The sequence below is a fragment of the Rhodococcus sp. ARC_M12 genome (assembly GCF_022810385.1).
Lineage (GTDB): Bacteria > Actinomycetota > Actinomycetes > Mycobacteriales > Mycobacteriaceae > Rhodococcoides > Rhodococcoides navarretei.
Genome location: NZ_JALGQI010000015.1, coordinates 1 through 25,676, shown reverse-complemented (window position 1 = coordinate 25,676; position 25,676 = coordinate 1). Strand labels below are relative to the sequence as shown.

Genomic DNA, 25,676 nt, shown 5'->3' with positions numbered 1-25,676 from the left:
GTGGCGAGGGCTGGATCAGTGGCGGCCGGTCGGTACGGCTAGCGTGCAGGTCATGACCGATCCGATGCAGCTCGACCGCGAATCCGACCCCGATTACGACCACCACGGCGGCTTCCCGCGTTTCGTGCCGGCGAAGGTGGGGCCGGAGTACGGACAGTTGCTCGAGGCATTGCGCACCGTGCAGGATCTCGCCGTGTCGACCTCGTTGCCCGCCGACGTCACCGAGGCAGCCGTGAGCAAGACTCGGGAATTGATCGAGTTGTTGGAGCCGCACGTGGTCGCGGAGGGGAAGCAGACCGCCGGACGACTTCCGCGGCTACCCGGTCGGGGTTCACTGTTGTTGCTGCCGTGGGTCATCGAGAAGATCGACGCCGAGGGCGTGCGAAGCAGAGGCGTGTTCCGCCGCTTTCACCTCGGTGGAAACTCCGCCGCACACGGCGGCACGCTGCCGCTGCTGTTCGACGACCTCTTCGGCCTGGTCCAGCACGCGTACGGCAGGCCCATCAGCCGGACGGCATACCTGCACATCAACTACCGCAAGGTGACGCCGCTGAACACCGAGCTGATCGTCGAGGGCGCGGTGGATCGGGTCGAGGGACGCAAGACGTTCATCAACGCTCGGCTCACGGATCTGGACGGCAACCTGTTGGCCGACTGCGAGGCGTTGATGGTGCAGCTGCTCCCGGGGCAACAATGATCCCCGCGATCGACGACATCCTGGACGGTGCGCATGTGCTCTCGTTGCCGATGCGGACCAGGTTTCGCGGGATCACCACCCGTGAGGTGATGCTCGTTCGCGGACCGGCCGGATGGGGTGAGTTCTCACCGTTTCCCGAGTACGACGACGTCGAGTCGGCCCCGTGGCTGGCGTCGGCGATCGAGGCCGCGTGGGACGGCCCGCCCAGTCCGCAGCGTCGACGCATCCCGGTGAACGCGACCGTTCCCGCCGTGGCCGCCTCGGAGGTGGCATCGGTGTTGAGCCGGTCTCCCGGTGCCGAAACCGCCAAGGTGAAGGTGGCAGAGAAGGGGCAGAGCCTGGCCGACGACGTCGCTCGCGTCCGCGCGGTTCGCGAGCTGGTGCCGCGGGTCCGAATAGACGCCAACGGCGGCTGGAGCGTCGACGAGGCGGTGGCGGCGCTGGCGGCCCTGACTGCCGACGGCCCCCTCGAGTACGCGGAGCAGCCGTGCGCCTCGGTGCCGGAGTTGGTGGAAGTTCGGCGTCGGGTGCCCGGGGTGCGGATCGCTGCCGACGAGAGCATTCGCCGGGCCGAGGATCCGATGAAGGTCGTCCGGGCCGGCGGAGCGGATATCGCGGTGCTCAAGGTTGCCCCGCTCGGCGGGATGCGGGCGGTACTCGAGCTGGCAGGCGAGCTGGGCGAGTACGGCGTTCCGGTGGTGGTGTCGAGTGCTCTGGACTCGGCGGTCGGCATCTCGTCGGGGCTGGCCGCAGCTGCTGCGCTGCCGCATCTCGAATTCGCCTGCGGTCTCGGAACGGGCGCACTGTTCGTTCGAGACGTCGCACCCTCGCCCGAGGTGATCGACGGAACGTACCCGGTCGACATCCTCGAACCCGATGCGCAAGCGCTGATCGAGCTCGATGCCGACGCCGATCGCACACAGTGGTGGATCGAACGAGTTCGGCGTTGCCACGCCCTTCTGCGGTAGTCTTGCGCCCGGTCCGCGTGGGGCCGCTGACATATCTGGGAGGAAACTCGAAGTGGTTGCTGCACTCAAGGATTCGCTACTCGACGAGTCGAAGGCCGACGCTCTGCGCGTCGATGTTCTGGCTCTGATCGACGCCGAGGTCGCGGACAAGAAGGGCGCGAGCGGACTCGCGGTCAAGGGGGGATACGGCGCGGTGAAGAAGGTCGGACCGTCGTACATCGACAATGCGGTCTCGGCTCTGTGGCCCGATTTCGTCGACAAGCTCGACCCGTTCTGGCAGTCGTACAACGCTGCTCCTCAGGGCACGTTCGGTGACTACCTCGTCGCCAACGGTGACGCCGCGTCCGACGCGTTGCTCTCGGTCACCGATGCTCGCATCGAGGAGACCGACAAGTCCGTCGTCAAGAAGTTCTACGGCAGCCTGCGTGGTTCGGCGAAGAAGAACGTCACCGAGGCACTGCCGCGCGTCGGCGATCTGGTCGCCAAGCACGCCTGAGCGGCTTCGCCGCATGTGCGCGGAAGTTCGTAGCCTGCTACGAATTTCCGCTCACATGCGCGTAGCGCTCAATCGCTCCCAGTCGGCTTCCGTCTGATCCGCGTACAGCTGCGCGAAGCGGCACAACGCCACCTCGAGGGCGTCGGAATCGCCGGTGTATCCCGAGATCATCGACGCGCCACTCGTTCGCGCGTGTCCCTTGGCCAGGAGTCGGCCCACCACGCGTGCGTAGTCCACCAGAGCCGCCGCATTGATCGACGAGAGGTCGATCGTCCCCTTCATGTTGCGGAACTGGCGCACGTAGTACTGCCGTCCGTCGATGGTGGTCCAGCCCAGCAGCGGATCGCTCACGGTTTGCAGATCCTGCTGATACTCGACGACGCGTTGTCCCTGATGGTCGTGCCACGCGGATTCGCCGTGCACGTACGGCGCGAGTACCGATCGTCTGGCCTGCTTGAGCTGCAGAAACACCACATCGTCCTCGCTGGTGCCCTCGAGTAGTGCCACGTACGCCCGAAGCCCGACACTGCCGACCCCGACGACACGGTGTGCCACGTCGATCAGGGTGTAGCCGCCGAGCACTCGACGCCAGTGTGGAGTGAGGGTGAGCAGGTACTCGTCCAGTCCGACGGCGAGAAGGTCCTCGTCCTCGGCCGAGATACGCGTGGTGATCGGCGGTTCCTCGACGATTCTGCGCTTGCCCTCGTGCTTCTCGGTGAATCGCGGAAGAACGCGGTCACTGGTGCGTCGACGCGCCTTCCTGGTGGCGCGTTTGATTTCCTTGCGCAGCGAGCCCTCGGTGGCGTCACGCTGCAGCTTCTCGGCCGTCAGTCGCTGGAACGACCGGGACATCAGCGGCTCGTCGGCAAGTCTGGCCACCTCGATGCGATAGGCGGACACACAGGCCGTGACGGCATCGCGACACTGATCCTCGCTGCGGCCGTTCTGCCGCCCCGCCACCCAGATGCTCGCGGCGAGGCGTCGGAGATCCCATTCCCAGGCCCCCGGGTGTGCCTCGTCGAAGTCGTTCAGGTCGATGACGAGGTCGCGTTCGGGGGAGGCGTAGAACCCGAAATTGCCCAGGTGGGCGTCGCCGCTGATCACCGGATTGATACCGGTCGACGGCAGCATCGCCACATCCCGAGCCATGACGATGGCGGTGCCGCGCAGGAATCCGTACGGGGACTCGATCATGCGCTCGAGGCGCGTCGGAATCAGCCATTCGATGCGGCCCTGGTGCGAGTACTCGATCTGCTTGACCGGGTCGGGCCGGTCCGGCGGCGGCGTCCACTCGCCCAGTGAGGCGAGCGGGACCTTGTCGCGCAGGCGTCGACCCAGTTCGTAGCGTTCGGCGCGGGGGAGAGGGCGGGCGCGCAGGGAGGCGAATGCCGCCCCGTCGACCTCGACCGAGTCGGTGACGACCGTGTGACCTTTTCCGAAGCCGGGCATGTGAGATGACACTAATCGAGCGTTACGGGGCGGCTTTACCGAACTTCCAGTATCCGGTGAAGCAGATCTGCGACTTGGGTACCGAACGCTCGTTCACCAGGTATCCACGCAGGCCCGTCGCCAGTCCCTGATTGGCCGCACAATCTAGTTCGGCTCGACGCCTGCGTGCATGTTCTGCTTCTGGATGTCGGCCTCGGTCGGGACTTCGATGAAGGCCCTGACTCGAACGTCCTCCGGTGACGACCGCAGAATGCCGAGTATGGCCGGGGCCGCGCTCTCGTCGCCGACCAGCAACTGCCAGCTAGATCGTCCGTCGAACGTGTAGATGCGTCCTTCGTCGAAGATTGCGACGCGGTCGCCTGGAACCGCCCGAGCAGCCCACGCCGACGCCGGACCACTGTGACCAGGCGCTCCGCCGGCTCCACTCCCATGCACGACGAAGTCCACATCCAGCTCCGGGCCGTCCCCGTACGTGCCTTGTCCTCCAAGTAGCTGTGGGGTCGTGTCGTTTTCTCACTCGGACCTACCGCGTCGATAGCGCTGGACCAGCTTGGCTCCAACGGGTACTGCGAACAACATCATGAACACGCGGATCACCTGGGCGGCCACAACGAAGGTGACGTTCGCCCCGGTCGACGCCGCGATGGCCAACACCGCGTAGACCCCGCCGGGAGTGGTCGCGAGGTACCCCTCGTAGCCGCTCGTCCCCGTCGCGGACGCCAACCACAATCCGAGCATCGCGCAGCCGACCGTGACGGCGACGATCAACATCAGTGACGCAGGCAGCACGCGCGAGATCGACTTCAAACTGGCGACGGTGAAGCGCAGACCGGCCTGCCAGCCGATGACGATGTAGGCCGCCCACAGCAGCAGGGTCGGTACGGACGCGTCGAACGACCACCCGAGCACGTCGGCGAGCGTGGCAATGATCAGCGGGCCGAGCAGGGCGGGGGCGGGCAGTCGGATCACCTTCGCCAGCATCACCCCGATGACGCCGCAGATCAGGACGAAGGCGAGATCTATCCAGAGCGCCTCGTGCACATCGGCGGTGACCGGCGATTGTCCGGGCTGCGCTTGGAACACCAGGGTCGCAACCAGTGGCAACGTGGTGGTCACCAGCACGACGCGGAGGTACTGCACCACCGCCACCACGCGTTCGTCGCCGCCGAGCTCCTGCGTGATCGCCACCAGTCCCGACGCTCCGCCTGCCACGAGGGCGAGGGAGCCGGTCAGTGAATCGATGTCTTTGCGTAGCCCGAGCAGCGCGCCGGCCGCGATCGACAGCAGCAGGGTTCCGATGCACGCCAGTAGTACCGGCAGCCAGGTATCGCCGAGTGAGCTCAGGGTCTCGCGCTGCACCAGCGTCCCGATCTCGACGCCGAGTATCGCCTGCGCCGCCATGCCGAGTCGGCGTGGCAGCGGTGCTCTTTCGGTTCCGGTCGTCGGAGCCCACCCGGCGAGCGCGAACACGATCGCCACCAGAAGTGCGACGAACAACGCAGCCGACGGCACACCGAGTGCATCGGCCCCGACGGTCAGTGCGACCGTGACGAGAACCAGCAGCAGCCAGCGAATCAAGAAGGTCGCTCGATCTCGCGAACCTCGGGCGGCAGTCCCCACTCGGTACGGCCGAGTCGACTGAGCGGTGCGATGGTCTCGAACTCGGGCAGGCCGTCCTCGGCGAGAAATTCGGGTCGAACCGACACCGCGACGACGCTGCCCATGACGACAAAGCAGTTACCCACTTCGACGACGCGGTGCAGCGTGGCTTCGATGGCGATCGGGGCAGCGGCTACCCGCGGCGGCGTCACGATCGAACTGGGTTCGCTCTCGATGCCGACGGCCTCGAACTCGCTGACCCCGTGGTCGAAGCTCGCGGAGCTGCCGTTGACCTGATCGACCAACGGTGCAGTGGCCAGGTTGACGACGAACTCGCCGGTGGCCTCGATGTTGCGCAGACTGTCCTTGCGGGTCACCGACGTGAACTGCACGACCGGCGGCTCCACGGAGGACACCGTGAAGAAGCTGTAGGGCGCGAGGTTCGCCACACCGTCGGCAGAGACCGTGGAGACCCACGCGATGGGCCTGGGTACGACCGACGCGGTCAGCAGCTGGTAGAAGCGACGTGGGGTGACCTCATCGGGTCGGAAGACTGTACGCACACCTCAATACTGTCAAAGCCCGGTTGCGGCGGCCGACCGGAGCATCTGACACTCTGGAATCTGTGAATCCGTCCACCGCCCAGGCCACCGCAGTCGTCGACGAACTGGCGCGCAGCGGGATCGAAGACGTCGTGCTCTGCCCCGGCTCGCGCAACGCCCCGTTGGCCTTCGCGTTGCAGGAAGCCGATGTGGCCGGGCGCCTGCGGCTGCACATGCGGATCGACGAGCGGACCGCCGGCTTTCTGGCAATCGGCCTGAGCCTGGGCAGCGGCCAGCCCGTTCCGGTGGTGATGACCTCGGGTACTGCAGTGGCGAACCTCGGGCCCGCGGTCCTCGAAGCGAATTACGCCCGCATCCCGCTGATCGTCATCAGTGCCAACCGGCCCTACGAGATGCTCGGCACCGGTGCCAACCAGACCATCGAGCAGTTGGGCCTCTTCGGGTCGCAGGTCCGCGCGACAATCAGCCTCGGGCTCGCCGAAGAAGGACCGAAGCAGAACAGTCAGTGGCGCAGCGCGGTCTCGCGGGTCATCGCCGCAGCGCGCGGTGCCCGATCCGGCAACGCCGGGCCGGTGCACTTCGACATTCCGCTGCGGGAACCGTTGGTGCCCGCGATCGGCGACCCCGGCGCGCGTCCGGAGGGTCGGCCCGATGGATTGCCGTGGACCTCGACCACCCAGGCGACCCTCGACGTCCCCGTGGAACTGGATCTGACGATCGACACCGTGGTCGTCTCCGGCCATGGCGGCGCTGTGCGTCCCGAGCTGGCGGGACTGCCCACCGTCGCCGAGCCGACGGCACCTCTGCACGGAATTGCATTGCATCCCTTGGCTCTTGCGCAGTTGAAGCCGCGTCAGGCCGTCATCACCGGGCGGCCGACGTTGCATCGTCAGGTCTCGGCGCTGCTCGCGGATCCGGCGGTGGATGTCATCGCGCTCACCACCGGCCCGCGTTGGCCCGACGTCTCGGGCAACGTCCTGGCGACCGGCACTCGCGCCGTGACCACCGGCGCACCCGATCCCGCGTGGATCGCACGCTGTGCCACCGTATCGGAACGCGCCGAAATGGCTGTGCACCAACAACTTCGCGAGCATCCCAAGCCGACAGGGCTGCACGTTGCCGACGCGGTGATGTCCGCGCTGCAGCCCGGAGATCAACTTGTGCTCGGAGCCTCCAACCCCGTGCGCGACGCGGCCCTGGTCTCGACTCCGATCCCGGGTGTGAAGGTTCTGTCCAATCGCGGCGTGGCCGGCATCGACGGCACCGTCTCGACGGCCATCGGTGCTGCGATGGCCGGAAAGCGCCGCACCATAGCGCTTCTGGGGGATCTGACGTTCCTGCACGACGCGGCCGGCCTGCTCATCGGCACCGGCGAGCCGCGCCCCGACGACCTGACGATCGTGGTCGCCAACGACGACGGTGGCGGCATCTTCGAGCTCCTCGAACAGGGCGACCCGCAGTACGCGGGAGTGTTCGAGCGAGTATTCGGTACACCCCACGGGATGGATCTCGGGGCGTTGTGCGGGGCCTATCGCGTCGAGCATCGACTGGTCGACTTGGCCGATCTGGCAACCGAACTCACCGGCCATGCCACCGGAATCAGAGTCCTGGAAGTGACCACGGAACGGTCCGGCCTGCGCGACCTACATGCCGCGATCCGGGCCCGTCTCTAACTCTTCTGCGCGGCAACCCATTCCAGGGTTTCGCCGGTTTCCTGATCGATCATGTCCTTGATCATCTTGTTGATCAGGTCCTCGATCTTGCCGCCGACGAGTGGGATCTTGACCGTCGATTCACCCTTGATGAGCAACTTCGCGCCGGTGCCGTCGGGCTGTAGTGACAACGTGCCGGTGATCTTGGCCGGTAGGCCGGTGGTGCTACCGGTCAGCGTTCCTTCGGCGTGGTCGCCCTCGAGCGGGCCCCAGTAATCGGTGCGGGAGACGATCAGCTTGCCTTTGATGACCTTGGTGACGAATCCGGGGAGCTCGTTGGTGCCGACCTCTTCGGAGATGTCGACCGTCAGGCCGCCGTCGGCGTGCTTGGTCAGCTCGTACCCGTCCGTCTTCTTCGCTTTGGCGAAGCGTGCCATCCACTGGTCCTCACTGGTCAATGCTGCGTGCACTTCAGAAGGCGGATTGGACGCGCGGAGTGTGTGTTCGAAGCTGCGAGACATGACAGCAGACGCTACCCGAGCCGAGTCGGATCGGCTGCGAAGTAACCTGTCGAGGTGACCGACACCGCCCGCGGCAGCCGAACCCTGCACAGAACCCGGCTGGTCGTGCTCGTGGTGGCCATCGCGATCTCGGTCCTGGCCGTACTTCTCGTCGTGGGTGCCTGGCGAAACGACGTCACCATCGACTCCGACAAGGGCACCGCCACGGCCGAGGTGCTCTCGGCGGGCAAATTGCGTTCGGCCGTCAGCTTCATCACCCCGGACGGCGTGACGCACAACCCGGCGCTCGGTGTCCTGTATCCCACCAATCTCATCGCGGGTCAGCGCATCGAAGTCGAGTACTACAAAGCGGACCCGGACGTCGAACTGGTTCGAGTCGCCGGTCGTGATGCCGCGGTCGCGATCGTTCCGGCCGGATCGGTCATCGTCGTCACGTGGTTGATCGCAGGCCCCGTGTTGTACTGGTTGCGTCGAAAGGAGGCCCGGAGTGCGTAATGCCAAGCAATGGGGCATCGCCGCTCTCGCCGCAGTGGCCGGGTTCGCGTTGGTGAACTTCGGCAACATCGCGTCCTCGGTCGTGGTGATGGTGCTCGTGGTGGTGTTCCTGCTCGTCCTGACCACTCCGGTGCTGTATCCGCGTTCCCTGTCCGACGACGCCTCACGAGCGCGGGCGATCGAGAAGTCGGTGCCGCTGATCTACTGGCGTCCGGGATGCATCTTCTGCCTCCGTCTGCGGGTGGCGCTGCTGGTGCGCGGAAAGAATGCAGTGTGGACGAGCATCCGCAAGGATCCCGCTGCGGCGACCAGAGTGCGATCGGTCAACGACGGCAACGAGACGGTTCCGACGGTGTTCGTCGGCTCCGAACACCGCACCAATCCGAATCCGTCGTGGGTGCTCGCGCAATTCGTGTGACGTTGGCCCACACGTAACGTTGTCCATACCTGACCGACTGCAGGGCCGCCCACACTGAGGATCGTGCGAGTAGCCATCGTTGCGGAATCGTTCTTGCCCAGCATGAACGGCGTCACCCACTCGGTGATCCGTGTCCTCGAACATCTGGACAGGACCGGGCACGACGCCATCGTGATCGCCCCGGACAATCCGTCGGGCCCCAGAGCCGCGACGTGGCACGACAACGTTCCGGTGCACCGGGTGCCGTCGATCATGGTCCCCAAGGTCAGTTCACTGCCCGTCGGCGTCCCCGGTCTCGGCATGGTGTCGGCGATGCGCGCCTTCGCCCCCGACGTCGTGCATCTGGCGTCCCCGTTCCTGCTCGGGGCGGGCGGCCTTGCCGCGGCCAATCGGATCGACGTGCCCGCCGTCGCCGTCTATCAGACCGATGTCGCCGGTTTCGCCGCCAGTTACGGCCTCGGTCTCACCTCGAAGGCGGCCTGGCGGTGGACCAGGAGGCTGCACCGCGGCGCGGCCCGCACCCTGGCCCCGTCCACCTCGGCCGTCGACGCGTTGGAATTGCACGGGATTCCCCGCGTGCACCGCTGGGCCAGGGGAGTGGACGCCGTTCGGTTCGCGCCCTCGGCCGCGTCGGCCACCCTTCGCGGCCGATGGGGAGCCGGCGAGAAGCTGATCGTCGGATTCGTCGGAAGGCTTGCCCCGGAGAAGCACGTCGAGCGGCTCGCCGTGCTGGCCGCAGATCCGTCGATCCAGCTGGTGATCGTCGGCGGCGGACCCGATACGGCAGCACTGCAGGCGTTGATGCCGAACGCCGTCTTCACCGGCCAACTCGGCGGCGACGAGCTCGCGCAGGCGTACGCCAGCTTCGACATCTTCGTTCACCCCGGCGAACACGAGACGTTCTGCCAGGCAGTTCAGGAGGCCCTCGCCAGCGGCGTTCCCGTCATCGGACCCGACGCAGGCGGCCCGCGCGATCTGGTCTCGCACTGCCGCAACGGTTATCTGCTGCCGGTGGACAAGTTCACCGAACTGCTTCCCATGGCCGTCGGAGCTCTCGCCGAACCCACCACCCGCGCCCGCTTCGGTGACGCAGCCCGCAAGTCGGTACTGCACCGCACCTGGCCGGCCATCTGCGACGAGCTGATCTCGCACTACTACGACGTGCAAGGCATCACAGCACCACGGGTGCAGAGAGCAGCCTGAGTAAGCTGGTCCACGTGGCCACGACATCGCGCGCAACCCTGGAAAAAGAGCCCCACGAGGTGGCGTCGATGTTCGACGGCGTCGCGCGGCGGTACGACATCACCAATACGGTTCTGTCGTTCGGGCAGGACCGGAGTTGGCGCAAGCTGACTCGTCGGGCCCTCGATCTCAAACCCGGCGAGCGCGTACTCGACCTCGCCGCAGGCACCGGCGTCTCGACCGTCGAACTCGGTCGTAGCGGAGCGTGGTGTGTGGCCACCGACTTCTCCAAGGGAATGTTGCAGGCCGGCCTGCAACGCGGAGTTCCGATGGTCGCAGGTGACGCGATGGCCCTGCCCTATGTCGACGCCAGCTTCGATGCCGCCACCATCTCGTTCGGCCTCCGTAACGTCTCGGATTTCGACGCCGGGCTGCGCGAGATCGCCCGAGTCACCAAACCTGGCGGACGCCTTGTTGTTTCGGAGTTCTCCACGCCGGTGTTCGGCCCGTTCCGCACCGTGTACATGGAGTACCTGATGAAGGCGCTACCGAAAGTCGCTCGCGCCGTGAGCAGTAACCCCGACGCGTACGTCTACCTCGCCGAGTCCATCCGTGCCTGGCCCACGCAGGAAGAACTGGCACAGCGCATCGCCGACGCCGGCTGGACGGACGTGCAGTGGCGCAACCTCACCGGTGGAATCGTGGCTCTGCACAAGGCCACTCGACCCTGAGGCCTGACGGCTATCAGGAAAAAGGCGGCCGGGAATCGATTTTCAGTGACCCGGATCCCGATGCCCGCCAGGTACGGGCGACCAGGTCGCTGTCTGCCTCGGTGATCAGGTTGCCCATGCAGCGGACGGCGACTTTCATCAGTGCCCGTGACCGCATACCCACCGGCCCCGCCGCGGGCAGGAATCTCGGCACGGTCAGCAGTCCGGCGAGGCGTCGAGCGATGGAGAACGCCTGCCCGTAGTGCTCGCGCAGCAGGGCCGGCCAGGCCTCGGTGAGGTCGGGGTGATCGAGCAGGTCGACGACCATGCGGCCGCCCTCGAGTCCGTAGTCGATGCCCTCGCCGTTGAGTGGGTTCACGCACGCTGCGGCGTCGCCGATGATGGCCCAGTTGGTGCCCGCCACTCCGGAGACCGCGCCGCCCATCGGCAGCAACGCCGACGCCACCGCACGCAGTTCTCCGCTGAGGTCCCATTCGCCGCGGCGCTGCTGGGTGTAGAGGTCGAGCAGTGGTCGCAAGGCTCCCGGTGCGGGCCTCTTGGCGGTGGCCAAGGTGCCGACGCCGATGTTGATGGTGCCGTCGTTCAGCGGGAAGACCCAGCCGTAGCCGGGCTGCAGAGTGCCTGCGGCGTCTCGTAATTCGAGGTGCGAGCTGATCCACTCGTCGTCGCTGCGGCCGGAGGTGATGTAGGCGCGCGCGGCGACGCCGAAGGCGGTGTCGCGATGCCACTCACGCCCGAGTTGCTTGCCCAGAGTGGAGCGAACACCGTCGGCGACGATCAGGGTGCGGCAGGAGATCTCGTGCGTTCCACCGGCGGTCTGGAGGGTCACGGAGCGCACCGAATTTCCGTCGCGGGTGACGCCGACAGCCTTGGCTCCCTCGGCCATGACGGCCCCGGATTCGACCGCGGCGACGCGAATCCTGTCGTCCAATTCGGTTCGGGGAACGGCGCTTCCGACGGTCGGCAGTGACCTGCTCGGCCATTCGAGCTGCAGTTCCTGGCCGAATCCGCTCAGTCGCAGTCCTCGATTGCGCGCCTTACCGCGAACCCACTCGCCCAGCCCCAGGTGGTCGAGTTCGGCAACGGCACGTGGCGTCAATCCGTCGCCGCACGTCTTGTCGCGGGGGAACACGGCCGCGTCCACCAGGACGACGTCGCGGCCCGATCGCGCGGCCCATGCCGCAGCGGACGATCCAGCGGGACCCGCGCCCACGACCAGAACGTCGGTCGAGGTGGGTGGGGCGGGGAGAGGAGTGCTCACGTCCTCCAGTATCCCGATTTCGAGTGCGGGTGCATCGAGGGCCTCCGGTCGACGCTGTGCGAACGCGTGGTGATGGGCATGCGAGTTCTCGGTTTCCAGCGTGAACAGGCCGAATTCCGCTTGTGATCGTGCTCGAGGGGCCGATGGCTGCCCGGACCGACGCGGTGGGTGACACGGCGTCGGCAACAAAGGCCGCCACGCTGCAAGTCATGTCCGGCAACCTCGGTGAGTGAAGCGTCACCTGTGGTCGGTGCCACCGTCCCGTCGGTGTGCACGCTAGGTTCACTACGGTAGAGGCGAGCAGCGGCGCTGATGCCGCTACTGCCGGCATGTCGACGACAGGACAGGGACCAACATCGTGAGTACAGACGACGCTGCCGTAGCAACGGTCGTTGCCGGAGTCGACCTGGGTGACCCGGAGCTCGCGCGATCCGTCGCGGACGGCCTCGCACGCGTCGAAGAGCTGATGATCAGTGAACTCTCCGACGGCGAAGAGTTCCTGACCGAGGCCGCGCTGCACCTGGCCAAGGCGGGCGGCAAGCGATTTCGGCCCCTGTTCACAGTGCTCACCGGCCAGCTGGGGCCGTCGCCGACCGACCCGGCGATCGTCACCGCCGCCACCGTCGTGGAGCTCGTTCACCTGGCGACGCTCTATCACGACGACGTCATGGACGAGGCGTCGATGCGCCGAGGTGCGGAGAGCGCGAACTCACGCTGGGGCAACAGTGTGGCCATTCTCGCGGGCGATTACCTCTTCGCTCACGCGTCGCGTCTGGTGTCCACCCTCGGACCCGACGCCGTCCGCATCATCGCCGAGACCTTCGCCGAGCTCGTCACCGGGCAGATGCGAGAAACCATCGGAGCCAAGAGCACCGACGATCCCATCGCGCACTACCTGAAGGTCGTGTGGGAGAAGACCGGGTCGCTCATCGCGTCGTGCGGACGCTTCGGTGGAACGTTCAGCGGCGGCGACGCCGAGCACGTGGGACGTCTCGAGCGACTGGGTGACGCCGTCGGAACTGCGTTCCAGATCTCCGATGACATCATCGACATCTCCTCGGCCACCGAGCAGTCCGGCAAGACACCCGGCACCGACCTCCGTGAGGGCGTGCACACTCTTCCGGTGCTGTTCGCGCTGCGCGAAGAGGGTGCCGACGGGGATCGACTCCGCGAGATCCTGGACGGGCCGGTCACCGAGGACGCCCTGGTGACCGAGGCTCTGGAGCTGCTGCAGCGCTCACCCGGGATGGTCTCGGCCAAGAAGACACTCGGCGAATACGCCGCTCGGGCCCACGCAGAACTCGCACTGCTGCCACAGGGTCCGGCCAACGATGCGCTCGGCCGGTTGGTGAACTACACCGTCGAACGCGTGGGCTGACAACCCGGGAACCGCAGCTCGGGGTGTTTTCGTTGAATCGGGTAGTAATACCCGGTACGAGGAGGCACCTTCGGATGAACGGTTACGCGAACGGCGCGAAGACTTTCGGCCTGCTGGTCGGGATGTCGGCCCTCATCGTCTTCATCGGTTCGTTGTTCGGCAACTCGATGATTCTGATCGGGTCGATCGTGCTGGCGGTCGGTGTCAACGGCTACGCGTACTTCAACAGCGCCAAGATGGCTCTACGGTCGATGCACGCCGTGCCGGTGAGCGAGCTCGAACAGCCGGCGATGTATCGGATCGTGCGGGAGTTGGCGACGACGGCTCATCAGCCGATGCCCGCGCTGTACGTCAGCCCTACCGAGAATCCCAACGCGTTCGCCACCGGGCGAAATCCGCGCAACGCTGCGGTGTGCTGCACCGAGGGCATTCTGCGCATCCTCGACGAGCGCGAACTGCGAGCGGTGCTCGGCCACGAGCTGTCGCACGTCTACAACCGGGACATCCTGATCTCGTCGGTTGCCGGTGCCATGGCGTCGGTCGTCTCGGGTCTGGCGAACCTGGCCTTCTTCGCCAACGTCTTCGGCGGACGCGGCAGCGGGGGACCGAACCCGCTCGCGCTACTGCTGGTGTCGATGCTGGGGCCCATTGCGGCAAGCCTGGTTCGCCTCGCGGTCTCCCGCTCGCGTGAGTACCAGGCGGATCAGTCCGGAGCCGAGCTGACCGGTGATCCGTTGGCGCTGGCGTCGGCGCTTCGCAAACTCGAGCAGGGGGTGCAGTTGGCACCGTTGCCGCCCGAGCCTCGCCTGGCGGCGGAGTCGCATCTGATGATCGCCAACCCGTTCCGCATCGGCGACAAAGCGGGAAAGCTGTTCGCCACCCACCCGCCGATGGCCGACCGGATCGAGCGACTCGAACGCATGGCCGGCCACCGGCCCTATTGAGCCTGCGGCATGTGCACGGAAATTCGTAGTGGGCTACGAATTTCCGTGCACATGCGGCGCAGGAGTGGAGCCTGCGGAACGACCCAGGTGAGAAGCCGCTCTACCGGTAGTTGACGAACTGCAGCGCGATACCGAAGTCCTCGTTCTTGAGCAACTGCTGGATGGCCTGCAGGTCGTCGCGCTTCTTGCTGCTCACGCGCAGTTCGTCGCCCTGGATCTGGGCCTTGACGCCCTTGGGTCCGTCGTCGCGGATCTTCTTGGAGATCTTCTTGGCGTTCTCGGTCGTGATGCCCTGGACGAGCTTCCCGGTGACCTTGTAGACCTTGCCGGACGCGGCGGGATCGTTGGTCTCGAAGGCCTTGAGCGAGACGTCCCGTCGGATCAGCTTTTCCTTGAACACGTCGAGGGCGGCCTTGACCTTCTCCTCGGATTCGGAGGTGATGACGATGGTCTCCGACTCGCCGCTGCCGGACCATTCGATGCTGGTGTCGGAACCGCGGAAGTCGAAACGGGTTGCCAGCTCCTTCGCGGCCTGCCCGACAGCGTTGTCCACTTCCTGTCGGTCGACCTTGCTCACTACGTCGAAGGACGAATCAGCCACTTCTCACACTCTCCAGTCGAATCGATTCTTTGATGTGGCGCTCGTGTCGGTCCACATCCCGCTGGGACTTTATCGGCCCGCTACCGACCGTATCCACCCGGTTTGCGTTCCGGGGGGACGTTCGTTGTATTCTTCTCACCGCACCGAAGACCAGCACGGACTTCGATCGCAACACGGCAGATTGCCCGAGCGGCCAATGGGAGCGGACTGTAAATCCGTCGGCTTATGCCTACGTAGGTTCGAATCCTACATCTGCCACACCTGGAACCCCGGCGAGGATTTCTCTCGCTGGGGTTTCCATGTGAGAGGGACATGAACGGCTCGCTGACCACGCAATTTGGTAGTCGGCGCTCCGAATGTGTAACCTCTTGAGGGCTTCAGCGCACGGCAGCAAGCGCAGTTGCACGCCCCCTTAGCTCAGTCGGTAGAGCGTTTCCATGGTAAGGAAAAGGTCAACGGTTCGATTCCGTTAGGGGGCTCGCTGGATTGGATGGCTCGACGCCGCGTTCCCTTCGTGGGATGGTGGACGATGAGCACCTGAGGCGGTGTAGCTCAGTTGGTAGAGCAAACGACTCATAATCGTTGCGTCGCCGGTTCAAGTCCGGTCACCGCTACACAGTAGGCAAGCACGACCCGCAGCACCCACGAACAGTCCTGATTGACCCTGATCAGATTTACCCGAAAGTAGGCGTCCAGTGGCCTCCTCCACCGATGTGCGGCCCAAGATCACCTTGGCCTGCGAGGTTTGCAAGCACCGCAACTACATCACCAAGAAGAACCGTCGGAACGATCCCGACCGCATCGAGCTGAAGAAGTTCTGCTCCAACTGCGGTACTCACCGTTCGCACCGCGAGTCTCGCTAGTCCGTCCGGCCGGCTGACTCACAGGTTTCCGACAGGGTCGACGCCTCGCGTTAGGTTCTACTTCTCTCCCTAACGGTCCTTGCGTCCAGGGTAGAAAAGGTTGGCTTCACAGTGTCTGCAGCACCATCAGGCGATCCGACCATGGATGTATCCGCTCACGCGGCATCCATGGTCGGTTTTCATTATCGCGTCGACGATTTCTACGAGGTCGGTCGTGAGAAGGTTCGTGAGTACGCGCGTGCAGTCCAAGATTTTCATCCCGCGCACCACGACGAGGACGCAGCGAAGGGCCTCGGATACGACGGTCTCCTCGCGCCCTTGACCTTCATTTCACTGGTCGGCATCATCGCTCAGACGCGGATGTTCAAAGAGGTCATCACCGGCTACGACCCCAGCCAGATTCTGCAGACGGATCAGCGGTTGGAATTCCACCGTCCGATCCAGGTCGGCGATCGGCTGATCTGCGATGTGCACCTCGAGTCGTTCCGGCAGATGAGCGGCAGCGACATCATGACCACCAAGAACATCGTCACCGATCAGAACGGCGAGGTCGTGCAGACCACGTGGACGACGATCGTCGCCCGTACCGGTGGCGAGGTCGACGAGAACATCGCGCACGCGGTCAAGGAAGTGATCATGCATGGCGCTTCGTAACTTCGACGACGTGTCGGTCGGTGACGAGTTGCCCGAGCGAGTGGTGTCTCTGACCCGCGGTGACCTGGTGAACTACGCGGGCGTGTCCGGCGATCCCAACCCCATCCACTGGAGCGACGAAGTCGTCGAACTGGCCGGACTGAACAACGTGATCGCCCACGGCATGCTGACGATGGGCCTCGGTGCCGGGTTCGTCACCTCGTGGCTCGGCGACCCGGGTGCGGTCACCGAGTACAACGTGCGCTTCACCAGTTCGGTGTACGTCCCCGCGGACGCTGCGGCGGCGGTCGAGTTCACCGGCAAGGTCAAGTCGATGGACGCCGAGAAGCGAACCGCGACGATCGCCATCGTCGCGAAGTTCGAGGGCAAGAAGATTTTCGGGCGAGCCACCGCAACGGTGCGCTTGGCTCGAGCATGATCGATCCGGTCGAGCCGGCTCACGGCCGGGACGACGGGATTTATCTGTTCCGAAGGGTGTGCAGTACACTGAGATTTCTGGGGTAATTCGGCGCTCCGCGCTGCCCGCATCCTCTCTCGTGGGGTGTGTGGGCCGTGTGTACGTTCCGAATGGACACCAGAGCGGCCGAGAAGTTTCGGCCGAAGGGGCGTAGCTCAATTGGTAGAGCAACGGTCTCCAAAACCGTAGGTTGCAGGTTCAAGTCCTGTCGCCCCTGCCCAAGGTGTCAGCAACTGAGAGGAACGACGTGAGCGAGGAGCGCGGTAAGCGCGACGGTCGATCGGAGGAGTTCGAGAACTCCTCGGTTCCAGACGACGTCGCACCTGGCTCCGAGGGCCGTCCTTCCGATGCTGATACGTCCGCCGGTGAGCCTGCTGCAGGCGCAGTGGTACCGACCGGTAAGCGATCGTCGAGCAGGTCCCGCGGTAGCGCCGCAGGCGTGTCGATGTCGAAGCCCGCGGCTGCATCCACCGCATCGGCGAAGGCCAAGCCCGGTCGGACTCGATCGGGCTCCGTCAAGGCAGACAAGCGACCGAACGTGTTCATGCGTTTGCTGCAGTTCTTCCGCGAGGTCGTCGCCGAGCTTCGCAAGGTCATCTGGCCCAACAAGAAGCAGATGGTCACCTACACCAGCGTCGTGCTCGTCTTCCTGACGTTCATGGTCGCGTACATCAGTGGCCTCGATTTGCTCTTCATCCAGGGCGTCGGCTGGTTGTTCGGCTGACCGGTCGCAGCTGCGTGACATATCGACGATCGAACCGAGCAGGAAACTAGAGAAAGGGTGCTGACGTGAGCACGCCGCACAACGACGCCACCGAAGTGGCCGCATTCGACGCCGATGTCGAGGCGACCAAGCAGGGCCTCGAAGCGGAGCAGGCCGCTCAGGACCGCGAGACCGACGAAGCCATCAAGGCCGATGTCGCAGCCGCTACCGGCGAGGACGTGACCACCGAAGACGGCGAGGTCGCCACAGGCGATGACGCCGATGTCACTGCCGAGCCCGAGGACCCCGTCGCCGAGATGAAGGCGGCTCTCCGCCGCGCTCCGGGCGACTGGTACGTCATCCACAGCTACGCCGGTTACGAGAACAAGGTCAAGGCCAACCTCGAGACCCGCGTGCAGAACCTCGACGTCGGCGACTACATCTTCCAGGTGGAAGTTCCCATCGAAGAGGTCACCGAGATCAAGAACGGCCAGCGCAAGCAGGTCAACCGCAAAGTTCTGCCCGGCTACATCCTGGTGCGTATGGAATTGAACGACGAGTCCTGGGGTGCTGTTCGTAACACCCCCGGTGTCACCGGTTTCGTCGGAGCCACCTCGCGTCCGTCGCCGCTGACCATCAACGAGGTCGTCAAGTTCCTCATGCCCCAGGAAGGTGCCAAGAAGGACGCGAAAGCGACCGCAGGCGCGACCGAGCAGGGCGGCGAGACCACGTCGAAGCCCACCATCGAGGTCGACTTCGAGGTCGGCGAGTCGGTCACCGTCATGGACGGCCCGTTCGCCACCCTCCCCGCCAGCATCAGCGAGGTCAACGCAGAGCAGCAGAAGCTCAAGGTGCTGGTATCGATCTTCGGCCGTGAAACACCGGTCGAGCTCGGCTTCACTCAGGTCTCCAAGATCTAGAAGCCGACCGCACAGACTTGCAGTAGCAACCGCAAGAAACCCGAGCGAATACAAGGAAAAAGAAATGCCCCCGAAGAAGAAGAAGCTAGCCGGGATCATCAAGCTTCAGATCCAGGCCGGTGCCGCCAACCCGGCACCGCCCGTCGGCCCCGCACTGGGCCAGCACGGCGTCAACATCATGGAGTTCTGCAAGGCGTACAACGCCGCGACCGAGTCGCAGCGCGGCAACGTCGTGCCGGTCGAGATCTCGGTCTACGAAGACCGCACGTTCGACTTCAAGCTGAAGACTCCTCCCGCTGCCAAGCTGCTGCTCAAGGCCGCAGGCGTGGCCAAGGGTTCCGGCGAGCCGCACAAGACCAAGGTCGCCAAGGTGACCATGGATCAGGTGCGCGAGATCGCCAAGACCAAGCAGGAAGACCTCAACGCCAACGACATCGATCAGGCCGCGAAGATCATCGCCGGCACTGCTCGCTCGATGGGTATCACCGTCGAAGGCTGATTTACCCGCCCAGCAGGAGCGGAGCCTGCGGAGCGACCGTTCCAGCAGGAGCGGAGCCTGCGGAGCGACCAAAGACACAGAACGTGGGAGAGCCGGCCAGGCTCGTCAACCACACTGAACTCGAACGAAGGACAGTAAGACATGGCAAAGCGCAGCAAGGCCTACCTCGAGCAGGCCGCAAAGATCGACCAGGACAACCTCTACTCGCCTCTCGAAGCCGCAAAGCTGGCCAAGGAGACCGCGTCGAGCAAGTTCGACCCCACCGTCGAGGTCGCAGTGCGTCTCGGCGTCGACCCTCGCAAGGCCGACCAGATGGTGCGCGGCACCGTCAACCTTCCCCACGGCACCGGCAAGACCGCTCGGGTTATTGTTTTCGCCGCAGGTGAGAAGGCTGCAGAGGCCGAGGCAGCAGGAGCCGACGTCGTCGGTGCAGAAGATCTGATCGAGCGCATCCAGGGCGGATTCCTGGACTTCGACGCAGCGATCGCCACCCCGGATCAGATGGCCAAGGTCGGCCGTATCGCCCGCGTCCTCGGACCGCGTGGCCTGATGCCGAACCCGAAGACGGGCACGGTCACCAACGACGTGACCAAGGCCGTCAACGACATCAAGGGCGGCAAGATCAACTTCCGCGTCGACAAGCAGGCCAACCTGCACTTCGTCATCGGCAAGGCCTCGTTCGACGAGACCAAGCTGGTGGAGAACTACGGCGCAGCGCTGGACGAGATCCTGCGTGCGAAGCCGTCGTCGGCCAAGGGCCGTTACGTCAAGAAGGTCACCGTCTCGACCACCACCGGACCCGGCGTCCAGGTCGATCCGAACCGTACGCGCAACCTCCTCGAGGACGACGCGAACGCGTAATTCGACAGCTACTGACGAAGGCCGGTCTCCCTGGGGAGGCCGGCCTTCGTCGTGCTCGACCGAGGATCTAGGCAGCCTTTGCCCGAGCGAAGTTCGCCAGGATGATGCCGCTGATGCGGTCGAGCAAGGCCGCAGGCAGGTCGTGTGCCATACCGTCGATCAGCGTCAGTTCGGCGTCGGGGACGGCCCGGGCGATGGCCTTCCCGCCCGACGGCCGCACCAGTTTGTCGGCGGTGCCGTGGATGACGGTGGTGGGTGCGGTGATCTTCTTCGCATAGGGCCGCAGACTGCCGGTGCCGGTGATCGCAGCCATCTGTCGGACGACGCCGGACGGGTTGTAGTTCCGCTCGTACATCACCTGCGCGATCTCGAGCTGCTCTTCGGGCGGTGTGCGGTAGCCGGGGGAGCCGATCGCGGCGAGAGTCTTCGCCGAGTGCGCGATGATCTCGTCCTTGGTGGCGTCCTTCCCGACGCCGCCGATGAGCGGCAGCAGCGCGCGTGGGTCGGGTGGCGGTAGAAACGGCTCGTTGGTGCTCGAGAAGAGAATGCCCACCGACATCGTTCGTTCGGGATAGCGTCCGGCGAAGACCTGGGTGATCATCCCGCCCATCGAGGCACCGACGACGTGCACCGAGTCGATGTCGAGATGGTCGAGCACGCCGACGGCGTCGGCCGCCATGTCCGTGATCGTGTACGGCACGTCCGAGGACATCCCGAACTCGTGCCGGATGAGGCGAAGAATCTGAGAACCTCGCACCTTCTGTCCGGTCATCTTGGTGGACAACCCGATGTCTCGATTGTCGATCCGGATCACTCGGTAGCCGGCATCGACGAGGCGGGTGCAGAAGTCCATGGGCCACAACGTCAATTGCGCGGACAGGCCCATGATGAGCAGTACTGCGGGATCGTCGACCGATCCCATGTCCTCGTACGCGATCTCGACGGAATTCGTCGGCGCGACACCTTGTTCGATTCTCATGTTCTCGTTCCTACCAGCCGGGCTCGCCGAGTACCGGAACCACCAGGTAACTCGGATTCTGTGGGTCGATGGCGATGTCCTGTCTGCGCAGTCGTGTACGCACCAGATCCGGCAGGATCGGGATGAACCGTGGTGTGTCGGTTGCGAATACGCTGACGCGAAGACGGTGCCCGGATGCGATGACGGCCTCGGTGGTGAGAATGTCGATATCGAGAACGATGGGTTCGCCGATGGGTACCGGAAGCAGCGCCGCTTCGGTGAGCGGGTGGTAGGGCCGGGTGTAGTCGCCGTTCGGCGCGAACAAGGAACGTTCGTCGTCCACGGCTCGACGCGAGGCCAGAAGAGCGCCGTTGCTGAGCACCGTCGAGGTCCCGTCGGGAGCGACGTCGCAGATCATGATGGCCCACAACGCTTCCCGTGCGTGGCAGACCACTCGAAGATGCAGATTCATCGGACCGGACAGAACGGCGTCCGACTCGGCCGGACCGGTGGTGAAGGTGACTGCGGCACCTTCGGCGAACCGGTTGTCGTAGGTGAATCCGCCCCCCAACACTGCCGTCACGCCGGCGAGTACCTGGGTGGTGTCACGCGAGACGACGGCCCGCAACGAGGGCCGCACCGTCAGGATGTCGCGGGACGTGGCCGGTTCGGTCGTGAGGCTGCCGTCGGCTACGGCGTGGGCTGCCGTTCCTGAGGGCGTCGCCGACAGGTACAGCCTGCGTGGTTGCGCCCGCGGAGCCGGAAAGCGGCCGTGCGCAGTCCAATTGCCGCCCTGTTGACGCAACGTGACGGGGCCGTAGTTCTCGATTCCGTTGTCGATGTCGCGTAGCCACTTGTCGAACCAGGCTCGCTCGAGCATATCGAGACGCGGTGGAAAGCCCGGTTCGCCGAACCCGATTCCGGGGTTGCCGTGGTACCCGTCACCGACGAGCAACTGCTTCGATCCGCGTTCGAGGGACAGCCGGTTGTAGATGTCGGGGGCGGAGCCGCCGAAGATGTCGTGCCAGCAGCCGTACAAGAATGTCGGCACCGCGATGTCCTCGATGGCGGCGTCGATGGTGTCGTAGTACTCGTCGTCGTAGATTCGTGAATCTCGTCCTGTGACAAAGCCTTTGGCCAGATCGAACAGGTTGGTGGCGGGGGACAGGGTGCGATCGCGGAGCCAGGTGAACGTGTCGATGCCGCCGATGGCCGGTGCCCACTTCAATGCGTTGACGGCGGTGAGCCACAGCGGGATGAACGCCGAGGTGGCCCCTCCGGTTGCGAAGATCTCGCGGACGATGTCCACCGAGCCCTCGACGGCGAAGATCGCGTCGAGCCCGGCGGGTTGCTTGGCTGCGGCCTGCAGCGCATTGATCGCCGAGTACGAGATGCCGGCCATTCCCACCCTGCCGTTGCACCAGTACTGGCGTCGGGCCCAGTCGATCACCTCGAGGGAATCGAGTTGTTCGCGGGTGCCCAGCACGTCCCAGGTGCCCGAGGAACTGCCGGTGCCGCGGACATCGACGATCATCTGAACGTACCCGCTGCGGACGAGGTGCCGGTTGACCGACAGCAGGTCCGCCGCCCCGCCTGCAACCACTCGGGTGATCTCGGTGATGCCGTCGAAACGGGTTCCGGTGAGGTCGAACGCGGACGAGAAGGCTCTGATCGCACGACCGAGAACAGGGGTCTCGAGGATCGTGTCGATGCTCTTGATCAGCAGCTTGTTGTACGGCGTCAGATTCAGGACGGTGGGAAAACTCCCCGTCACCGCCTTACCCGATGCGTCGGCGGGGCGGACGACGTACGCGCGCAGCGCTGTGCCGTCGCTCATCGGGATACGAACGTTCGCCGATACCGACACTCGCGGATACCGCGGTTCCTCGCGCACGATCGCCGCCCACGCCGCTGCCGCGTCGCCGCCGCTGGGGTCGCGTACGGGTTGCAGTAGGGGGTGGGGCTGCACGGCAGTCATGAACGTCGACTAGACCGTCGAACGACCCTGTTTGTCCCGAGGTGTCAACTTCAGAAGACGGCTGCACTCTTTGCAGGCGTTTCGAGGGTGAGTGCACGTGTCTTCTGACATTCTGATGTCAGAAGTGCGGTGCACGGTCGCACGTTCGGCTCTCGGTGACAGGGAGGCTTGTGGTGGACCCCGACAAGCTCGACGTCGTGGAGACCGGTGTGCTGACAGCGTCGGGGGAGCGGTGGTCCCAGGCCGAGGCCCGTTTCGCTGTCCTGGCTCCCTTGCTGGAGATGCATTCGGTGCGTTCGGAAGCGGTCGACGATGCCGCGCAACGGTTGGGATTGTCCAGGCGGCAGGTCTACACGTTGGTCGGCAGGCTCAGGAACGGGACGGGGACAGTCACCGATCTTCTGACGAAGGTCTCGTCGGGAGGGCGTGGCCGCAGCCGAGTAGCGGCTGAGGTCGAGGAAGTGATCGGCGATCATCTCACCCGCTATTTTCTTCACCGCCAGAAGCTGAGTGTCGCTGCGCTGCACCGACGTATAGCACTGGCGTGTCATCGCGCGGGTTTGCCGGTGCCGGCCAGAAATACCGTCACTGCGCGTATCGCCGCGCTCCCTCCGGCATCGGTGGCCAGGTCAGGCGGAGGACCCGATGCCGCCCGCCCACGTCAGTCCGCCGGCGACGTTCCACCGACGGTTTCGGGGATTCTCGATCAGGTCCAGATCGACCACACCGTCGTCGATCTGATGGTCGTTGACGAGTAAGAGCGGTAACCGATCGGCCGCCCCTACCTGACGATCGCCGTTGATGTCTTCAGCCGTTCCGTACTCGGGTTCGTCGTCACTCTGGAGCCGCCGTCGTCGATATCGGTCGGGTTGTGCCTGGGCCGCGTGTGCTGCGGGAAGCAGACGTGGCTGGAGGCATGCGAGCTGGCGGAGCAGGTGCAGTGGCCGATGGCGGGGAAGCCGAAGCAGTTGTATCTCGACAACGCCTCCGAGTTCAAAAGCGAAGCGCTGCGCCGCGGATGCGCCCAGCACGCCATCACCCTCGAGTACCGTCCTCCGGGCCGACCGCACTACGGCGGGATCGTCGAACGCATCATCGGAACGGCGATGACGGCGGTGCACGAGCTGCCTGGGACCACCTTCTCGAACCCAGCGGACCGAGGAAGTTACGACTCGGACAAGCACGCGGCGTTGACATTGCGTGAGTTGGAGCGTTGGCTGGTCCTGGCTATAGCCTCGTATCACGCGAGCGTTCACGCAGGGATCGGGAACACTCCGGCCGCCGTGTGGGCCGGTGGGGTCGCCGCAGTTGGTCATGCCCCTCGTGTGGTGCTCGGCGAAACCGCGTTCTTGGTGGACTTTCTTCCCGTCATCCGGCGACGTCTGACGCGGACGGGCTTCGTTCTCGATCACGTGCACTACTTCTCGAACGCGCTCAAACCGTGGGTTGCGCGGCGAGAGGATTTGGGGCGGTTCGTGATACGACGTGACCCACGCGATTTGAGCAGAATCTGGGTCCTCGAACCAGACGGTGCCGGCTATGTCGAGGTGCCGTACCGGACGATGTCACATCCCGCGGTGACACTGTGGGAGCACCGAGCTGCTATCGCCCGTCTCCGCGAACAAGGTCGGTCGAACGTCGATGAGAGCGCTCTGTTTTCGATGATCGAGCAGATGCGCGAGGTCACCGACCGCTCGCAGAAAGCCACCCGCAAAGCCCGGCGCAACCGTGCCCGCCGCATGCATCTCACCGGTGCCGCCGCGTGTGCACCGATCCCGGCGATCCACCCGCCGGTGGAGCCTCGAGCGGACGGCGGCACCGCCACGCCGGTCTTCAGCGACATCGAGGAATGGTGAGGCGATGACCGCATAGACAGGAAGTGGCGAAGAACCCGCCGAGTCGTCCATTGAGGATTTGGGGCACCTGCGGATGCCGTACACGCAGATCGCGGCCCTGCGGGCATGCGATGTCACCGCCGATGCGGGTCTCGACGCCTTTCGCGTCGAGACAGGCCGCGGCGTTCGTACCCTCACCTCCCTCGCGCTGGCGGGGACGGGCATTTCTCCGCGCACGGTGTTCCAGCGCTGGTGTGAGGTGCTCGGCCATCAGACCCGGTATGCGAGCACCCGAATGCTCGCCGACGCTCTCGATGCCGTGGACGGTACCGGGCTCGGCGGATACGACCGGTATTTCGATCCGGCCGATCGACAGCCGCTGTCGACTCCTATCGACCGGTGGGGCCACACCCCGTTGGCTGCGACCCCGCTGACCGCCCGTGCGGTAGCGGGCATCGTGCGAATGCACCTGGACGGACGGGCACCCACCCACCTGCAGCCCACTGCGCGGTCACAACATCCGGAGCAGATCGCGGCACCGGATCCAGTACCGCGGGTCCTACTCGACCCCGGCTACTACGAACGCGGAACGCTTGCGCGTAGACACGCCCACGGTCTTCTCGACGAAGTGGACTCCGTCCTCGCCGATGTCGAAACCCGCGCGGACAGCCTGTTGGAAGCTCTCGTCGACTTTCTCGAATCGGAGACCGCACGCGTGCCGGCCGACACCGTCGAGTGACAAGTGGTTGGTACTCGGGTTTGCACACACTCTTCTTCTCACGGCAGGGAGGCGGTGACGTCTCCGACATCTCCGAGATGAAGATCGACCAGGCCGCGAACGAACGAGGCATCGATCTGACCCCGTCTGTGGTCTACGTCGAATCCGGGTCGTCCGAGAGTCGTGGGTTTCGGAAATCTTTCGGAGAGCGCCCGGTCCAGCGTTTGAAGGCATGAGAGAAGTTGGCGAGGTCGCTGTATCCGAGTTCGGAAGCG

At 65.1% G+C, this 25,676-nt stretch carries 28 protein-coding genes, 4 tRNA genes and 1 pseudogene; 23 read left to right on the top strand and 10 right to left on the bottom strand.

What is annotated here, in order from left to right; translation table 11 throughout:
- The first annotated feature begins 52 nt into the window (after positions 1-52).
- Genes MTX35_RS18670 through MTX35_RS18660 form a run of 3 tightly spaced genes read left to right on the top strand, consistent with a single transcriptional unit; the run spans position 53 to position 2,161 of the window.
- Positions 53-697, top strand: a complete 645-nt coding sequence (locus tag MTX35_RS18670; protein WP_243596393.1) for a PaaI family thioesterase — start codon at positions 53-55, stop codon at positions 695-697.
- Complete coding sequence (locus tag MTX35_RS18665; RefSeq protein WP_243596392.1) at positions 694-1,665, top strand: o-succinylbenzoate synthase; 972 nt, start codon at positions 694-696, stop codon at positions 1,663-1,665. The genes MTX35_RS18670 and MTX35_RS18665 overlap by 4 nt, the downstream gene beginning before the upstream one ends.
- Before the next feature lie 52 nt (positions 1,666-1,717).
- Positions 1,718-2,161 carry a hypothetical protein gene (locus tag MTX35_RS18660; protein WP_008713795.1) on the top strand — a complete coding sequence of 148 codons (444 nt, stop codon included), beginning with the start codon at positions 1,718-1,720 and terminating at the stop codon, positions 2,159-2,161.
- Positions 2,162-2,212: 51 nt separating this feature from the next.
- Here the strand turns inward: MTX35_RS18660 and MTX35_RS18655 are convergent, their stop codons facing one another.
- The 4 genes from MTX35_RS18655 to MTX35_RS18640 form a co-directional block, all read right to left on the bottom strand.
- Positions 2,213-3,610, bottom strand: a complete 1,398-nt coding sequence (locus tag MTX35_RS18655; RefSeq protein WP_243596391.1) for a DUF2252 domain-containing protein — start codon at positions 3,608-3,610, stop codon at positions 2,213-2,215.
- 144 nt (positions 3,611-3,754) lie between these two features.
- Entirely contained in the window at positions 3,755-4,057 is a 303-nt protein-coding gene (locus MTX35_RS18650; RefSeq protein WP_243596390.1) for a siderophore-interacting protein, read from the bottom strand.
- Positions 4,058-4,123: 66 nt separating this feature from the next.
- Positions 4,124-5,188, bottom strand: coding sequence for an AbrB family transcriptional regulator (locus MTX35_RS18645; RefSeq protein WP_008713799.1), 1,065 nt, complete (start codon positions 5,186-5,188; stop codon positions 4,124-4,126).
- Positions 5,185-5,772, bottom strand: coding sequence for a flavin reductase family protein (locus MTX35_RS18640; protein WP_008713801.1), 588 nt, complete (start codon positions 5,770-5,772; stop codon positions 5,185-5,187). Before MTX35_RS18640 ends, MTX35_RS18645 begins: the two co-directional genes overlap by 4 nt.
- 62 nt (positions 5,773-5,834) lie before the next feature.
- Between MTX35_RS18640 and menD the strand changes: the two genes are divergently transcribed.
- Complete coding sequence (menD, locus tag MTX35_RS18635; protein ID WP_243596389.1) at positions 5,835-7,445, top strand: 2-succinyl-5-enolpyruvyl-6-hydroxy-3-cyclohexene-1-carboxylic-acid synthase; 1,611 nt, start codon at positions 5,835-5,837, stop codon at positions 7,443-7,445.
- Here the strand turns inward: menD and MTX35_RS18630 are convergent.
- A complete protein-coding gene (locus tag MTX35_RS18630) occupies positions 7,442-7,945 on the bottom strand; it encodes a DUF2505 domain-containing protein (protein ID WP_243596388.1) in 504 nt (167 codons plus the stop codon). The two genes, menD and MTX35_RS18630, sit on opposite strands and share 4 nt — an antisense overlap.
- Before the next feature lie 54 nt (positions 7,946-7,999).
- Between MTX35_RS18630 and MTX35_RS18625 the strand changes: the two genes are divergently transcribed.
- The 4 genes from MTX35_RS18625 (at position 8,000) to MTX35_RS18610 (ending at position 10,771) form a co-directional block, all read left to right on the top strand.
- Positions 8,000-8,440, top strand: coding sequence for a DUF3592 domain-containing protein (locus tag MTX35_RS18625; RefSeq protein ID WP_243596387.1), 441 nt, complete (start codon positions 8,000-8,002; stop codon positions 8,438-8,440).
- Positions 8,433-8,858, top strand: a complete 426-nt coding sequence (locus tag MTX35_RS18620; protein ID WP_243596386.1) for a glutaredoxin domain-containing protein — start codon at positions 8,433-8,435, stop codon at positions 8,856-8,858. Before MTX35_RS18625 ends, MTX35_RS18620 begins: the two co-directional genes overlap by 8 nt.
- Before the next feature lie 63 nt (positions 8,859-8,921).
- A complete protein-coding gene (locus MTX35_RS18615; protein ID WP_243596385.1) occupies positions 8,922-10,061 on the top strand; it encodes a glycosyltransferase family 1 protein in 1,140 nt (379 codons plus the stop codon).
- Positions 10,062-10,075: 14 nt separating this feature from the next.
- On the top strand, positions 10,076-10,771 hold the full coding sequence (locus MTX35_RS18610) for a demethylmenaquinone methyltransferase (protein WP_008713811.1): 696 nt from the start codon (positions 10,076-10,078) through the stop codon (positions 10,769-10,771).
- A 13-nt stretch (positions 10,772-10,784) separates the two neighbouring features.
- Here the strand turns inward: MTX35_RS18610 and MTX35_RS18605 are convergent, their stop codons facing one another.
- A complete protein-coding gene (locus MTX35_RS18605; RefSeq protein ID WP_243596384.1) occupies positions 10,785-12,032 on the bottom strand; it encodes a geranylgeranyl reductase family protein in 1,248 nt (415 codons plus the stop codon).
- A gap of 358 nt (positions 12,033-12,390) precedes the next feature.
- Here MTX35_RS18605 and MTX35_RS18600 point away from each other — a divergent pair, with 358 nt between their 5' ends.
- Together MTX35_RS18600 and htpX are read left to right on the top strand one after the other, a co-directional pair.
- Entirely contained in the window at positions 12,391-13,410 is a 1,020-nt protein-coding gene (locus tag MTX35_RS18600) for a polyprenyl synthetase family protein (protein ID WP_243596383.1), read from the top strand.
- A gap of 74 nt (positions 13,411-13,484) precedes the next feature.
- Complete coding sequence (gene htpX, locus MTX35_RS18595; RefSeq protein WP_008713816.1) at positions 13,485-14,354, top strand: zinc metalloprotease HtpX; 870 nt, start codon at positions 13,485-13,487, stop codon at positions 14,352-14,354.
- A gap of 100 nt (positions 14,355-14,454) precedes the next feature.
- Here the strand turns inward: htpX and MTX35_RS18590 are convergent, their stop codons facing one another.
- Positions 14,455-14,955: a YajQ family cyclic di-GMP-binding protein gene (locus MTX35_RS18590; RefSeq protein ID WP_008713817.1), complete on the bottom strand. Its 501-nt coding sequence runs from the start codon at positions 14,953-14,955 to the stop codon at positions 14,455-14,457.
- Positions 14,956-15,130: 175 nt separating this feature from the next.
- Here MTX35_RS18590 and MTX35_RS18585 point away from each other — a divergent pair.
- The 11 genes from MTX35_RS18585 to rplA all read left to right on the top strand — a co-directional run bounded on the left by MTX35_RS18585 (position 15,131) and on the right by rplA (position 19,912).
- Positions 15,131-15,213 (top strand) — tRNA-Tyr (locus MTX35_RS18585).
- A 148-nt stretch (positions 15,214-15,361) separates the two neighbouring features.
- Positions 15,362-15,434 (top strand) — tRNA-Thr (locus MTX35_RS18580).
- Positions 15,435-15,496: 62 nt separating this feature from the next.
- Positions 15,497-15,569: transfer RNA gene (locus tag MTX35_RS18575), tRNA-Met, on the top strand.
- A gap of 81 nt (positions 15,570-15,650) precedes the next feature.
- The gene (gene rpmG, locus MTX35_RS18570; protein WP_008713819.1) at positions 15,651-15,818 is read left to right on the top strand and encodes a 50S ribosomal protein L33; all 168 of its coding nucleotides are present in this window, start codon (positions 15,651-15,653) and stop codon (positions 15,816-15,818) included.
- A 141-nt stretch (positions 15,819-15,959) separates the two neighbouring features.
- Positions 15,960-16,472, top strand: coding sequence for a (3R)-hydroxyacyl-ACP dehydratase subunit HadA (gene hadA, locus MTX35_RS18565; RefSeq protein ID WP_051047916.1), 513 nt, complete (start codon positions 15,960-15,962; stop codon positions 16,470-16,472).
- Positions 16,459-16,890, top strand: a complete 432-nt coding sequence (gene hadB, locus MTX35_RS18560; protein ID WP_008713823.1) for a (3R)-hydroxyacyl-ACP dehydratase subunit HadB — start codon at positions 16,459-16,461, stop codon at positions 16,888-16,890. Before hadA ends, hadB begins: the two co-directional genes overlap by 14 nt.
- Before the next feature lie 183 nt (positions 16,891-17,073).
- A tRNA-Trp gene (locus MTX35_RS18555) sits at positions 17,074-17,146 on the top strand.
- Positions 17,147-17,176: 30 nt separating this feature from the next.
- A complete protein-coding gene (secE, locus tag MTX35_RS18550; RefSeq protein WP_008713825.1) occupies positions 17,177-17,653 on the top strand; it encodes a preprotein translocase subunit SecE in 477 nt (158 codons plus the stop codon).
- A 65-nt stretch (positions 17,654-17,718) separates the two neighbouring features.
- Positions 17,719-18,552, top strand: coding sequence for a transcription termination/antitermination protein NusG (nusG, locus tag MTX35_RS18545; RefSeq protein WP_008713827.1), 834 nt, complete (start codon positions 17,719-17,721; stop codon positions 18,550-18,552).
- Positions 18,553-18,616: 64 nt separating this feature from the next.
- Positions 18,617-19,051, top strand: coding sequence for a 50S ribosomal protein L11 (gene rplK / locus MTX35_RS18540; protein WP_008713829.1), 435 nt, complete (start codon positions 18,617-18,619; stop codon positions 19,049-19,051).
- A 141-nt stretch (positions 19,052-19,192) separates the two neighbouring features.
- On the top strand, positions 19,193-19,912 hold the full coding sequence (gene rplA / locus MTX35_RS18535) for a 50S ribosomal protein L1 (RefSeq protein ID WP_027498276.1): 720 nt from the start codon (positions 19,193-19,195) through the stop codon (positions 19,910-19,912).
- A 67-nt stretch (positions 19,913-19,979) separates the two neighbouring features.
- Here the strand turns inward: rplA and MTX35_RS18530 are convergent, their stop codons facing one another.
- Both MTX35_RS18530 and MTX35_RS18525 read right to left on the bottom strand, forming a co-directional pair.
- On the bottom strand, positions 19,980-20,891 hold the full coding sequence (locus MTX35_RS18530; RefSeq protein WP_243596382.1) for an alpha/beta fold hydrolase: 912 nt from the start codon (positions 20,889-20,891) through the stop codon (positions 19,980-19,982).
- Between the two features lie 10 nt (positions 20,892-20,901).
- Complete coding sequence (locus tag MTX35_RS18525; RefSeq protein WP_243596381.1) at positions 20,902-22,848, bottom strand: CocE/NonD family hydrolase; 1,947 nt, start codon at positions 22,846-22,848, stop codon at positions 20,902-20,904.
- Between the two features lie 173 nt (positions 22,849-23,021).
- On the opposite strand from MTX35_RS18525, the pseudogene MTX35_RS18515 reads away from it, so the two are divergent.
- Positions 23,022-24,704: pseudogene (locus tag MTX35_RS18515) on the top strand (Mu transposase C-terminal domain-containing protein).
- A 73-nt stretch (positions 24,705-24,777) separates the two neighbouring features.
- Positions 24,778-25,422: a hypothetical protein gene (locus MTX35_RS18510; protein WP_068046090.1), complete on the top strand. Its 645-nt coding sequence runs from the start codon at positions 24,778-24,780 to the stop codon at positions 25,420-25,422.
- A 133-nt stretch (positions 25,423-25,555) separates the two neighbouring features.
- Here MTX35_RS18510 and MTX35_RS18505 read toward each other — a convergent pair.
- On the bottom strand, positions 25,556-25,676 hold a 121-nt coding region (locus MTX35_RS18505; protein ID WP_243596519.1), incomplete at its 5' end, for an AraC family transcriptional regulator.

Excerpts from the sequence above, each read along its gene's own strand:
- MTX35_RS18670 (WP_243596393.1), top strand. The coding sequence starts at position 53 with ATGACCGATCCGATGCAGCTCGACCGCGAATCCGACCCCGATTACGAC.
- MTX35_RS18665 (WP_243596392.1), top strand. The coding sequence starts at position 694 with ATGATCCCCGCGATCGACGACATCCTGGACGGTGCGCATGTGCTCTCG.
- MTX35_RS18655 (WP_243596391.1), bottom strand. The coding sequence starts at position 3,610 with ATGCCCGGCTTCGGAAAAGGTCACACGGTCGTCACCGACTCGGTCGAG.
- MTX35_RS18630 (WP_243596388.1), bottom strand. The coding sequence starts at position 7,945 with ATGTCTCGCAGCTTCGAACACACACTCCGCGCGTCCAATCCGCCTTCT.
- htpX (WP_008713816.1), top strand. The coding sequence starts at position 13,485 with ATGAACGGTTACGCGAACGGCGCGAAGACTTTCGGCCTGCTGGTCGGG.
- hadA (WP_051047916.1), top strand. The coding sequence starts at position 15,960 with ATGGATGTATCCGCTCACGCGGCATCCATGGTCGGTTTTCATTATCGC.
- hadB (WP_008713823.1), top strand. The coding sequence starts at position 16,459 with ATGGCGCTTCGTAACTTCGACGACGTGTCGGTCGGTGACGAGTTGCCC.
- rplK (WP_008713829.1), top strand. The coding sequence starts at position 18,617 with ATGCCCCCGAAGAAGAAGAAGCTAGCCGGGATCATCAAGCTTCAGATC.
- rplA (WP_027498276.1), top strand. The coding sequence starts at position 19,193 with ATGGCAAAGCGCAGCAAGGCCTACCTCGAGCAGGCCGCAAAGATCGAC.
- MTX35_RS18530 (WP_243596382.1), bottom strand. The coding sequence starts at position 20,891 with ATGAGAATCGAACAAGGTGTCGCGCCGACGAATTCCGTCGAGATCGCG.
- MTX35_RS18525 (WP_243596381.1), bottom strand. The coding sequence starts at position 22,848 with ATGACTGCCGTGCAGCCCCACCCCCTACTGCAACCCGTACGCGACCCC.
- MTX35_RS18510 (WP_068046090.1), top strand. The coding sequence starts at position 24,778 with ATGCCGTACACGCAGATCGCGGCCCTGCGGGCATGCGATGTCACCGCC.